The organism is Orbaceae bacterium lpD04 (assembly GCA_036251935.1).
Classification (GTDB): domain Bacteria; phylum Pseudomonadota; class Gammaproteobacteria; order Enterobacterales; family Orbaceae; genus Orbus; species Orbus wheelerorum.
In genome coordinates this window covers 773,281-785,789 of record CP133967.1, presented here as the reverse complement: position 1 = coordinate 785,789, position 12,509 = coordinate 773,281, and the positions used below count along the sequence as shown (strand labels likewise).

15 protein-coding genes are annotated in these 12,509 nt (G+C 34.0%); 8 read left to right on the top strand and 7 right to left on the bottom strand.

What is annotated here, in order from left to right; genetic code table 11:
- Positions 1–18: 18 nt before the first annotated feature.
- The 4 genes from RHO14_03615 to RHO14_03600 form a co-directional block, all read right to left on the bottom strand.
- The gene (locus RHO14_03615; protein WVD71892.1) at positions 19–342 is read right to left on the bottom strand and encodes a hypothetical protein; all 324 of its coding nucleotides are present in this window, start codon (positions 340–342) and stop codon (positions 19–21) included.
- Between the two features lie 73 nt (positions 343–415).
- A complete protein-coding gene (locus RHO14_03610; GenBank protein WVD71891.1) occupies positions 416–856 on the bottom strand; it encodes a lysis system i-spanin subunit Rz in 441 nt (146 codons plus the stop codon).
- Entirely contained in the window at positions 835–1,359 is a 525-nt protein-coding gene (locus RHO14_03605) for a lysozyme (protein ID WVD71890.1), read from the bottom strand. The genes RHO14_03610 and RHO14_03605 overlap by 22 nt, the downstream gene beginning before the upstream one ends.
- 426 nt (positions 1,360–1,785) lie before the next feature.
- Positions 1,786–2,277, bottom strand: a complete 492-nt coding sequence (locus RHO14_03600; GenBank protein ID WVD71889.1) for a hypothetical protein — start codon at positions 2,275–2,277, stop codon at positions 1,786–1,788.
- 157 nt (positions 2,278–2,434) lie between these two features.
- Between RHO14_03600 and RHO14_03595 the strand changes: the two genes are divergently transcribed.
- Positions 2,435–3,118 carry a helix-turn-helix transcriptional regulator gene (locus tag RHO14_03595; protein WVD71888.1) on the top strand — a complete coding sequence of 228 codons (684 nt, stop codon included), beginning with the start codon at positions 2,435–2,437 and terminating at the stop codon, positions 3,116–3,118.
- A 137-nt stretch (positions 3,119–3,255) separates the two neighbouring features.
- A complete protein-coding gene (locus RHO14_03590) occupies positions 3,256–3,624 on the top strand; it encodes a DUF423 domain-containing protein (protein ID WVD71887.1) in 369 nt (122 codons plus the stop codon).
- A 45-nt stretch (positions 3,625–3,669) separates the two neighbouring features.
- On the opposite strand, the gene RHO14_03585 is transcribed toward RHO14_03590, so the two are convergent.
- Complete coding sequence (locus RHO14_03585; protein WVD71886.1) at positions 3,670–4,347, bottom strand: XRE family transcriptional regulator; 678 nt, start codon at positions 4,345–4,347, stop codon at positions 3,670–3,672.
- A 400-nt stretch (positions 4,348–4,747) separates the two neighbouring features.
- Here RHO14_03585 and RHO14_03580 point away from each other — a divergent pair, with 400 nt between their 5' ends.
- From RHO14_03580 to RHO14_03560, 5 genes are all read left to right on the top strand, one after another.
- Entirely contained in the window at positions 4,748–5,368 is a 621-nt protein-coding gene (locus RHO14_03580; GenBank protein WVD71885.1) for a fimbrial protein, read from the top strand.
- Between the two features lie 66 nt (positions 5,369–5,434).
- Positions 5,435–6,142: a molecular chaperone gene (locus RHO14_03575; GenBank protein ID WVD71884.1), complete on the top strand. Its 708-nt coding sequence runs from the start codon at positions 5,435–5,437 to the stop codon at positions 6,140–6,142.
- Positions 6,143–6,148: 6 nt separating this feature from the next.
- On the top strand, positions 6,149–8,632 hold the full coding sequence (locus RHO14_03570; GenBank protein WVD71883.1) for a fimbria/pilus outer membrane usher protein: 2,484 nt from the start codon (positions 6,149–6,151) through the stop codon (positions 8,630–8,632).
- A gap of 188 nt (positions 8,633–8,820) precedes the next feature.
- Positions 8,821–9,741 (top strand): ribokinase, encoded by a 921-nt coding sequence (gene rbsK, locus RHO14_03565; protein ID WVD71882.1) that lies wholly within the window; start codon positions 8,821–8,823, stop codon positions 9,739–9,741.
- Positions 9,742–10,185: 444 nt separating this feature from the next.
- The gene (locus RHO14_03560; GenBank protein ID WVD71881.1) at positions 10,186–10,464 is read left to right on the top strand and encodes a helix-turn-helix transcriptional regulator; all 279 of its coding nucleotides are present in this window, start codon (positions 10,186–10,188) and stop codon (positions 10,462–10,464) included.
- 103 nt (positions 10,465–10,567) lie between these two features.
- Here the strand turns inward: RHO14_03560 and RHO14_03555 are convergent, their stop codons facing one another.
- Complete coding sequence (locus tag RHO14_03555) at positions 10,568–10,921, bottom strand: hypothetical protein (GenBank protein ID WVD71880.1); 354 nt, start codon at positions 10,919–10,921, stop codon at positions 10,568–10,570.
- 127 nt (positions 10,922–11,048) lie between these two features.
- Between RHO14_03555 and RHO14_03550 the strand changes: the two genes are divergently transcribed.
- Positions 11,049–11,450 carry a DUF1622 domain-containing protein gene (locus RHO14_03550; GenBank protein WVD72492.1) on the top strand — a complete coding sequence of 134 codons (402 nt, stop codon included), beginning with the start codon at positions 11,049–11,051 and terminating at the stop codon, positions 11,448–11,450.
- Positions 11,451–11,488: 38 nt separating this feature from the next.
- On the opposite strand, the gene RHO14_03545 is transcribed toward RHO14_03550, so the two are convergent.
- Positions 11,489–12,271 (bottom strand): hypothetical protein, encoded by a 783-nt coding sequence (locus RHO14_03545; GenBank protein ID WVD71879.1) that lies wholly within the window; start codon positions 12,269–12,271, stop codon positions 11,489–11,491.
- Between the last annotated feature and the right edge of the window lie 238 nt (positions 12,272–12,509).

The window sequence follows — 12,509 nt, the reverse complement described above, 5'->3', positions numbered from 1 at the left end:
CAAAAAAATAACGAGAAATTAAAGCGAAAACTCTAACGTTGCGCAAAATAGTGCTTTATCTTTATCATAACGCTGCATCCCTTTAATATTATAAGGCTGCAGAGATTTCAAATTTTCATACGCTTGATTTTTAATCGTTTCAGCTTGTTTCATATCATCGGCAAAAACATTTACTTGAAAACAATATGTCGCACCAATTGGTCCATCAAAGACATCAATTGATGATTCAGATTTTTTTCGATAGCAAATATACGGCGTTTCAGTGCCAGGTTTTGCAACTAATGGGCTAATGCGTCCATCACAAAGCGATATAAGGGCAAGCTCAATGTCAGTTTCGATCATAATTAGGATCCTTTCATAGTTTTAGGCAATAAAAAAAGCCGACATAAGTCGGCCTAAGTAAGTGGAATAATCGTTAATTAGCTAAGCAAATATTGGTGATATATTTTTGCAAGGCGACAATCATGTTGTCTTTGGTGATGATGTCGTCTCGGAGTAAATAATAATTTTGTCGAGTTTCTCCAGTGAGTTCGCAGGTTTTTGCATCATCCAAGTTGGCGGTGGCGGCTTTATTGATGTTGAGCTGCAACCGGCCAATACCATTGATAACATTATTGTACAGCTTATTATTTTCAGCTTTTGCATGAGTGAGCTCCTGAGTAAATTTATCATCAATGTCTCGTACTTTTTGTGCTAATACTTGATATCGCTTAAATTCAGCTTTGATCTGTGAAAGCTCGGTTTTAATGCCCCCTAGCTCAATATAAGTATTGCGGATATCAATCCAAATAAACCCTAAAAAGAGTAAAATTAATATTGCAACGCTTGCAAGAATTAACTTAAATCGATTAGACATAATGTACGTTCCTTTTCTCTTCGAATGACTAAACCATTCAATACTTTACCGTTTGATTTATTCCAACGAGGCAATTCATTACACGCTTTTTTATATTCGCTAACATTAAGATATCGATACATCGTCGAACTTTTCATTTTTGTGCAGCCAACATTAAAGGTAATTGATACGGCGGCATCAAAAATAGATTGTGGCAGCTTTGCACCGTTAGCAAATTGATTTACACATTGTTCAGCCGCTTTAATGTCGCTAACCCAACGATTAGCAATTTCATTATTATCATATTTACGTTGTTCGATGATGCCTGTTGTTGAGCCAATACCAATAGTTAAAATTCCCGCAGGGCAATGATATGGCTCACGACGACATGATTCGGCATTGCCAATAATTTCAAGCCCCGCTTTACTTGTTCGAATATCATCTGCGTAGTCGCTCAAAACAATGCCAATGATTACCGATACACTACAGATCACGCCTGTTGTTATCTTGGTTATATTTGGCATAGTATTCTTCCCTTAGCTTTTTTTTATGCAAAAAATCCCGTCTTCGGTATATCCAGTTAATTATAAATGTCGCAATCGACAGTAATATGCCAATAATCATGGCAATATCATTAAGACTTAATGCCCCTAAAAGCGTACATAAAGCCCCCCAAAAATAAGAAATTGGAGATGAGTATTTATCCATACCAAAACCATAGGTAAATGTTAATAGAAAGGAGTTAACGCGGCTCTTATGTATATAAGTACACATAGCTATTATTTTTCCGCGAACTCCTGTATTTGGTCATAAAAAAAAGCCCTAATAAGCTATTAGGGCTAATAAAATTTTTTATTATTTTTTCATATAAAAAAACCACCTTTAAGGTGGTTATATACAATTTTTCACTGTGGAATAATAATATCACTCCCCGTCCCAAAAGTCAACTTTTATTTAACAAAAATAGACTCAAAGTTAACTTTATCGATAATTTGACTCGCAATATACTGCTCAGCTTGCTTTTTACGATTCAACACGGTTGATTTAGGTAAGCTTAGTAACGCTGCAATCTCACGAATAGTCAACTTTTGGCTCCAATCATAACCATCTACCGCTAAATCAACACCTTTATAATAAGCGTCAATAATGCGATATTGTTGTTGCTGTTTAGTTGATAATGAGTTTTTTAGCTTTAACAAAATAGCATCAATAATATCAACATCTTGAGAAATAATAACGGGGCTTTGATGAACATTTAAAGTGGTGAAAAATGCGCTACGACGCGAAAAACCACAGCGAGTAATATAGCGATGGTAAGCCCCCCACATCACTAATAGCTCAACGATATAAGCAGCAGGTATTACGGGTTTTATCTGCGTATTTAAAAGTGTGGTTGAATGATTTACAGTGGCCGTAGTTAACTCATAATATTGTTCATTCATGGTTGATAAATTCCTTATCTTATTGATTATTCGGATTTAAAAGATTAATATAGTATACTTTAGTTAATATTATAGTAATTAAAATTAACGCTTAAATCAACTTTTATTTACCAAAAATAAGTTAACATAAGTTAACAACAAGATAGGATAATAACTCATGTTAGGTGACAGAATTAAACAAGCCCGGCTTACTGCTGGGTTAACTCAACCCGATATAGCTCAAAAGCTTTCTGTATCTAAAGCGGCGGTGTCTAAATGGGAAAAAGGCGAAAATACGCCGAAAGAGCTCGACCTCTTGGCGAAATTGTTAAATGTTAGTCTAAACTGGCTAAGAACCGGTAAAGGTCAGATGTTAATACAAGAAGTCGCGATGAACGAGACAAGGGCAATGCAAGTTGATGAATGGGATGATACGACCCCTTTACAAAGCGATGAAGTGGAAGTCCCTTATTATAAGTCAATTGAATTAGCCGCAGGTGCTGGCGCTATCGCTGAGCAAGATTACAATGGCTATAAACTCAGATTTGGCAAACGTTTTTTCCGCCGTAAAGGGGTACAAAAAGAGAATGTGATCTGTTTTCCTGCTAGAGGAAATTCGATGGAGCCCGTGATCCCAAATGGCGCAACAGTCGCTGTTGATACAGCTAAAAGAGACGTTATTGACGGTGATATTTATGCGATCTGCCAAGATGGTTTATGCCGTTTAAAAAGGCTTTATCTGATCCCAAATCGTCAAATTCGTATCAATTCATTTAATTTTGATGAACATCCAGATGAAATTGCTGATTTAAGTCATGTTGAAATTATTGGACGAGTCTTTCATTGTTCATTTGAGTTATAAGTAATCTTAACGAATTACTGAAAACATCGAGGTTGAAATTAATCTTTCAACCTACCCTTTAGCTTTATATACATATTTATGGTATGTCATTAATATGTTATTATGCAGCATTATTTTTTTATTGAATTTGATTAATTATGAATCGCATTTTTTTAGCATTAGCAGGTTTTTTTGGTGCAACAGCTATCATCTTTGGCTCATTATCATCACACGCACTTAGTCATATCTTAACGACTCATGAGCTTGATATATTTAAACTTGGTGTGCAATATCAAATGTATCATACACTGGCTTTATTAGGGGTTGGCATTTGGCTTAATCATCATAAAAATCGCTTTTTAGTTATTGCAGGTTGGTTATTTACACTTGGGATCGTCTTTTTTAGTGGTTCGATGTATGGTATGACTTATTTAGGCTTGTCAAATATCGGCACTGCCCCTATTGGTGGCCTTGCATTTATTGTAGGCTGGTTACTCTTAATTGTCGCAGCATTGAAATACAAATAAAAAAAGCACGAATTTATCGTGCTTTTTAATAACTATACATAATCATTAGATATCTTTAATAATTTGTACCACAATACCAATAATTTTGTATTGTGCGAAGTCACTTTTGTGAACCTCAATAGGTTGAACGTCATTATTCGTTTTTAACAGCCAACCGTTGATTGTCAAATTGATGCGTCTTAATAATGTCATATCTTCATATTCAATTAAGTAAATTCCGCCATCAACGATATCTCGAGTACTCGTATCGATAATTAAACCATTATTATTTTTAATCTCGGGCTCCATCAAGTTACCTTTCGCCCAGTAAATAATCACCTTTTCAGGTTTTAATCCTCGATAAGATAACCAACCATCCAAAATAGGAAAATTCATTACAGGTGGTGAATCCCTAACAAATTTTTGAGTTTTAGCCTCTTCTATGCTGGGCATTTGTTTTTTATAAACGGGTATACGGTATATTTTTTCATTATATACTTTTTCATCTGAATTAGATTCAATTTCCTCAAGAGAGTAGCCTGTCGCAAGCCAGTTATAAGAAGTATCGCAACTTTTTGCAATCATCCATAAACGACTTAAAGAGGGATACGTTTTTCCTGATAAATAATCTCTAATAACTGTCTCTGACATTCCACACTTTTTTGCGAAAGAAGGGATCGATTCACCTTGTATCGATTCTAACAATCTATCTTTAAAAGTTTGTATTTTATCGTTCTCTAACATAATTATTCCAGTAACTAATAAGCCTCGAAGTATAACATAATATTGTTTATTTTTGCATAGTATAACTTCTTTTTAAAAAAAGAGAACCGCGCAAAAAAGTACAAAAAAAATAATTAAATCAATTTTATAAATTGAAATTAATAATACCATGGCCTCAAATAAATATTGAAATTAAAAGATTTCTATTTCTTTCTTGTTTTTTTTCAAAATTTATACAATAAAAAGTTTGATAAATTATTACCTTTAAATATACTTTGAGCGTGCTTTTTTACAGTCTATTTTGAAGTTAAAAAGATGAAAAAGGCATTTATGTTGTATTTTGCGCTTAATTGCGCATATTAAACGGAGGATGCGCTGAGAAATTGGTTATTCCCCCTTATTATATTATTAAAGGCATTTTATGAAAAAAATTTTAATTGCAACGGCACTTACTTCTCTATTTTGTGCACCACTTTCTTTCGCTAGTACTGAAAATGCGACCGGCGGACAAGTTAGCTTTTACGGTACTGTATCTGATGTTTCTTGTACTGTTTCTGTTGATGGTCAAGGTAGTGATGCAAGCGTATATCTTCCACCAGTATCTTTAAAAGAAATTAAAGCAGCAACGGCAGATACATTTTTACGACCTAAATCATTCATTATTGATGTAAGCAATTGTCAAGCTGCAGCGGGTAACGGCGAAGGTGAAGGCGAAGCGCCAGCAAAAACAATCAGTGTTACATGGATTGGTGGTAATGTTCTATTTGGCGCAACAGGAACTTCAGCTGGCTATTTAGCAAATACTGAAGCATCAACTGGTGCCCAAAATGTTCAATTTGCATTAGCAACAGATAGTGATGCGACATTAAAAAGTAAAATCGTGCCGGGTAGTGAAGCACAACCTAAAGCGGTTGCAGATACAAAAACAATTGCTGGTGGTTCACGATTTACGTATTACGTAGGTTATGTATCTTCAACACCTCAAACTGCTACAACAGGTGAAGTGAAAAGTTATGCAACTTATGAAATTACTTATCAGTAATTTTAATTAAAGATATAAACATTTAAATATGAAGCGGTGGAATTGCTACCGCTTTGTATGAGGTTAATGATGAAAGCGTTTACGCTAATCTTTGCTCTATTTTTTAGTCTTTGCTCATTTGCCAATAATATTATTATTAATGGTACTCGTTTTATTTTTTCTTCAGATGATAAAGAAATAACAATAAATATGACAAATGCAGCTAATAGACCTGCTATTGCACAAGCTTGGTTAGATAATGGTGATCCTAAAGAGACACCAGGTACAATAATAGTACCTTTTCAAATCTCACCGCCTGTTGCAAGAGTTGAGGCTAAAGCCGGGCAAGCATTACGTATTAAATTAATCGATAAATATAGTCTACCAACCGATAGGGAAAGTCTCTGGTGGCTTAATATTTTAGATATTCCACCAATGAATAAAGTGGAAGATGAAAAAGATAAAAACACACTACAATTAGCAATTAGATCCCGATTTAAATTTATTTATCGTCCAATTAATTTAGGAAAACCAGAATTGGCAGTAGGACAACTCATATTCAAAACTAATGGTAAAAAATTGATAATCAGTAATCCTACCCCTTTTTTTATTACGATCACTAAAATTGCAGAAAATCATAACTATCTGTATTTAAATAGTTCCGCCATTATGCTTGCACCAAAATCAACGAAAACAATACAACTCGATAAAATATTAAAACATGGCGAAACATTAGTAATCAACAATATCAATGATTATGGCTCCATTAAAGTTAACAAGATTATTGTTAAGTAATTCTTTATGAGGCATAAAGTGACGATAGAAAAAATAAAAAAATTACAATTAGCTATGAGCATGTCGGTGCTCTTTACCACTCCTGTATTTGGTGTAATTACTGAAAGTATCCCTACATACGAATTTAATACTGGTTTTATTGTCGGCTCTAAAGAAAATATCAATCTAATGCGCTTTAATAAATCAAGTATTGATGAAGGAAAATACTCGGTTGATGTTTATATGAATAATAGCTGGAAAGGACGCTTTGAGTTAAATATAACAAAACAAAATAATGGACAATTAGGTATTTGTTATACCGCAAATATGCTGACTGAATTTGGCGTTGCCACTGAAAAATTAAATAAAACGTTGAGTAAAGACGCCTCTTTTTGTGGCACGTTAGCACAGTGGAATAAAGATGAAAATGTCAAAGATGATTTTAATTCATCAACATTAAGTTTAATGATTTCAATGCCACAGATTTATGAACTGGCAAATGCTAAAGGCTTAGTATCATCAAAATTTTGGGATACTGGAGTTCCTGCCATCAATTTAAGTTATATGAGTAATTATTATGATAATCATTTTTCAGAAAATGGAGAGCAAAATAATCAAAACGCCTATTTAGGTTTAAACGCAAGTGTATCGGTTGCGGGATGGCAATTAAAACACTTAGGAAATTTAACATGGGATTCTATTGAAAAAACCAAATGGAATAGCAATCAAACCTATTTGAAACGGGCAATTCCTGATATAAAATCCAATATTATGATAGGCCAGTTTTATACTGAGGGAAATCTATTTGATAGCATCAAACTCAAAGGGGTGAAGTTAGCAACCAGTGATAATATGTACCCTGACGGAAGTACGTCATATTCACCAGAAATTAGAGGTATCGCTTTAAGTAATGCGCTCGTTACCGTTAGGCAAGATGGTAATATTATCTATCAAACCTCAGTCGCGCCAGGCCCCTTTAATTTTAATGATGTGTATCCTTCTGGTTATGGCAGTGACTTAGATGTTACGGTAAAAGAAGCCGATGGCAGTGAAACTCATTTTAGTGTCCCTTATGCCTCAATTGCTCAATTATTAAGGCCCGGTTTTACGCACTACCAAATAGCAGCAGGTAAAGCGGATATAGACAGTATTAAAAATAAACCAAACCTTTTACAAGCGACAATACAACATGGCTTAAATAACACGTTTACCCTATATTCAGGCGCTACCATTTTTGATGATTACCAAGCTTACTTTATCGGTTCAGGAATTAATACTGGCTTTGGCGCATTAGCCTTAGATATAATAGAGGCTCGAACCTCTTTTAAAAATTCGACCGAAAATGGTAGAAATTATCGCCTATCATTCAATAAACAGTTTGATCAAACACAGACAGGCTTATTAATTAGCACATCTCATTCACCAAATAGGCATTATTATAATGCCAACGAAGCACTACACTTTATTGATTATGAAAAACAAAATCGATCATATCATCGTTCACCACAAAAAAATGATTTAAGTATCACCATTAATCAAAATTTTGGTGAGGGTTATGGCAGCTTTTATTTAACCGGTAGAACCACAAGCTATTGGGGAAATTCAAATAATACTAAGCAGTTTCAGCAAACTTATAATAATTATATCGGCCGTTTATCGTATTCATTATCATATATGAGAGTTTATTCTCAATATAATAATAAGGAAAAAACAGATAACCAATTTAGTCTGAACTTTTCATTACCGTTTGATTTTTTTGGTACTCAATCAACATTATCATCAAATACTACATTTAATAATTCAAACTTTGGTTCAACAAGGCTAGGCCTAAATGGCACATTTGATAAGGAAAATAGAGCGACTTATGGCATAAATACTGCTATTACTCGTGGTGGTAACCAAAATATTGCCCTTAATACTAATTATCGCAGCAGTATTTCAGCGATTAATGCCAACTATAGTCAAGGTGAAAATTACAGACAATTTGGCCTAGGTGCATCGGGCTCAGTCGTTTTACATCAAGATGGCGTAACGTTTACACCAAATACATCAGATACACTGGTACTAATTGAAGCAAAAGGGGCTAAAGGTGCTGCAATACCAGGTTCTTCCGGTGTTAGAGTTGATGATAATGGTTATGCAATTGCTTCTTACGTAAGGCCATTTCGCGCCAATACTATAGATATTGATCCAAAAGGAAGTCCTGAAGATATTATTTTTTCCAGTACATCAGCACAAATTGCGCCTTATGAGGGAAGTGTAACTAAAGTTAAATTTGATACTAAAATTGAAAAAAATAATGTCTTTAATGTCACCCGCTCCGATGCAAAGCCATTACCATTTGGCGCGAATGTAATAACCTCGGATAATCATTCTATTGGGATTGTAGGTCAAGGTGGGCAAGTTTTTATTACCAATGACATAAGTGATGAAGCCATTGTTACTTGGGAAAGTGGGCAATGCCGCTTTTCACTAAAAGATAGCGACATAAAAGATAAAGTTTGTATCTAAAATAATAAATAAAATTAACTTATTGGATAATTATATGCCATCAGTTAATCCTGATGGTAGGTAAAAAGGTAAGATAAAAACGATATTAAGCAATAAGATGGCTAAAATAGTAGCTATAGCCATTTATTACGATCACGAGTAATATTAGTGCGCCTAAAAAATATTACCAACTTATTGAGATCAATATTATGAGCAAAAAGTTAATTGTATTAGGTAGTATAAATGCCGATCATATATTAAATATGAAGGCTTTTCCAAAGCCTGGCGAAACAATAAGCGGGAGTCATTATCAAATTACTTTTGGTGGTAAAGGCGCCAATCAAGCTGTCGCGGCGAGTCGCAGTGGTGCTAATGTTCAATTTATCGCGGCGGTAGGTGATGATGATATTGGTAAACAAATTTGTGAGCAACTAAAAAAAGATAAAATCGATATTCGCTCAGTACAAATGATCGCGCAAGAAAAAACCGGCGTGGCGCTTATTTTTGTAAATGAACAAGGTGAAAATCAAATTGGGATCTATTCTGGTGCTAATGCCGCGGTCACGCCCAATTATCTAGATGCCTACCAACAAGATATTATCAATGCTGATGCTATTTTAATGCAGCTTGAAATCCCTATTGAAACGATAGAGTCAGCAATAAAACTGGCGAAAGCACACCGCACACAAGTTATCGTTAACCCGGCTCCAGCTCAGCTATTGGCTGATGAAATATTAAAAAATATTGACATTATCACGCCAAATGAAACCGAAGCCAAATCATTAACAGGTATAACCGTTAGTTCTGAACAAGATGCCGACCTTGCGGCGCAGTTTTTGCATAAAAAAGGAATTATGACGGTAATTATTACGCTCGGATCTAAAGGTGCATGGGTTAGCGTAAATGGTTTTGGTAAATTAATTCCGGCTTATAAAGTTGATGTAATTGATACGATTGCGGCCGGTGATACATTTGTTGGAATGCTAATGAGTGCTTTATTAAACAACAAAACATTATGCCAAGCCGTAAATTATGCACAAGCGGCAGCGGCAATTGCGGTAACAAGAGTGGGAGCACAATCATCTATCCCTTGGTATGATGAGGTTGACCAATTTATTGCCAAGCATTAATAGCCATTTTTTCACTGGCCATAAAACATATTAAACCAGCCATCAAATACTGGCTGATCAATATGTTTTATTGGCACCGTTAAAGATTACTATCAAAAAACGATCTTCATTTCAAAAATAACATTATAAATTCATTCAACTTACTAAAATCAGTAAGCAAATAAAGTAACTGCTATATTAACAATCGTTGTTTTACACTATAATAGCATATTACAACAATATTTTAACGAAATGAAAAATGCCATCTCAATATTACTGCGATGGCGTACAACGATACCGTCTAACATTTATGATTATGATTAAAGCGGCATGTGTTAGTCATGCTTTTTGGGGTCAATCATTGACCTTGGTTTTTCTCTTCCCCTATACTACGATAAACGTAGTATCTATGGCAAGTAAAATCTACGATTATCGTAATATCTGAAAGATATTGCTGAGAAATCAATGATGTTAACACCGCATAAATACCGAAAGACTTTTTGTATTAGGCTCAAGCACATAAGGCTTGAACGAGGTTTTTCACAAAAAGAACTGGGTAAACTTGCCGGAATTGATGAATTTGTAGCAAGTACAAGAATTAACCGTTATGAACAAGGTATTCATGAAGCGGATCTTGAAACCGCTGGAAAACTGGCTCAAGCATTAAATGTACCACTCGCTTATTTTTATGCTGATGATGACAAATTAGCTGACATGATTTTACAATTTAATGCAAATAAGTAGTTTTTAACGCATAGAGCTGCATTACTTAATAGCCCGCGTCACTAAAAAGCTATTGTTCGTCTTTTTCTATAAATACTTTATTTAGCAGATATCTAAAATAGATCTATAATCTATCATTCATATTTTGCTCTGATTGCTGCCTTTTTTCGATTAAATAGCTTTTTTGTGTATCATTTTTTTTAGCAAATTGAGTACATTCAATATAATCAATGATTAAAGCTGGACTCTTATTCAAACTCATGTATTTTAGGTTAGCAATATTTATACTATCACCACATCTTTCACAATACACATTTCGCTTAATTAAAAAAGGAACTGTTTTGATGGCAAAGAAAGATACCCACTCAACCTCAGTATGTAATACCCAACGCTTTACCTCAGAACAGTTATAACAATAACACTGCGTAAAGTTAATTTTATCGTACTCTTCCTTTTCCCATCCAAAAATAATGAACATTAATATATTCCTAGTCTATTTTAATTTCAGTCATGATTTTGCAATGACGAGTGATTACTCATAGCTTAATGACGATTTAATCTTTAAAAAAAATTTAGCGCATTGTAAATGAAAATTAGCAACTTTCATAATAAAAGATGATAAAATCCATTTACTTGAAAGCCTGATTGAGAATGAATATGTTAGATATTTTCCGAATATACTTAACGGATTTTGTTGGTTATTTACAATTTTTTTAGAGGCGATTTCAGTAGTATGTGTATTAATTGCAACAATTAAAACATTATTACTAATGTTAAATAATTGGTATAAAAAAATTGTACAAAGTGGCGCAAAAATTAGGCTGGTTTTTGGTAATTGGTTAGCGACAGCACTTGAGTTCCAACTCGCGGCAGATATATTAATTACCACTGTCGAACCTGATATGGAAAGCTTAATTCGCTTAGCCATTATTGCTGTTATTAGGACTTTTTTAAATTATTTTCTCGCGAAAGAACTCGCAGTAGAAAAGAACAATAAAGTAATATAATTAATATCGAATATTTTGCTATTAGTTACTTAATATTCTTATTCTAACTGCTGCTTTATTGAAACTAAATTGCTCGGTGTAAAATTAATAATGCCCTCGCCGGGCGTATCGATATCGGCGATAATAAATAGTGCCAACGTAGTTAAGATCGGTAAAATTAACATCAACCAATTATGGCCTTTCATACCACGAATATTATAACCAATTAGCATATTAGTAAAAAAAGCAAAAGTGATGAGTAACAGCCATGCCGCATTAGGGATCTTTACTTTCCAGCTAGCATAGGTTTTTTGTTGTGATGAATAAAGCTCATTATAAGCGCTCATAACCAGTGATAAATCCGTTTTGCTAGACGCATTATTTAACTTAACAATAATATCCCATACTTCTGATTGTAATGCTAATGAGTGATTTTTAAGGTCGTTAATTGAGTCATTAGGATCGGCCATAAAAAAATCAATTCGCACAGCTAGGTATTGATCTAATAACTGCTTTACCTGTATTTGGCTTTTAGGATCTAATAATTTGCTGTATTGATAAGCAGATCCAATCGCAATCGCCTCATTTTGCTCCGTTTTTTGCCGTTCATCAAAACCTTGAATCGAAATTGATAATACAAAACCAATCATCAACGCCAGTAACGATAAAATCGCACCAAGTACAATACTGGTTTCGGTATCATCAAGATTATCTTTTCCTTGCCGGCGCTGAAATAGATATTTACCACCATAACAGGCTAATAATAAGAGCATTAGCGTAATAATAAACAGTACAAAGGAGCTAATCGTTGTGTTATTTAAATGCTTTAACAAAGTAGACATATTGCGTTCCTAATACCAATTTGTATAGCTAATCATTAAATAAATTGTCGATGATTTTACTAATTTATACAACTAGTTAGATGGATAATCAGTTGGCATAAGCAAAAAACATTAACAAACCCCTCTTTTATTCTATTTTTTTGTAATATTATCGAAGTCATTTTTAATATAAAAAATAGCAACACACTAAGCTTAACAACGAAAATAAATCCAAAGTTGGCCTATATTTTGCTTATTT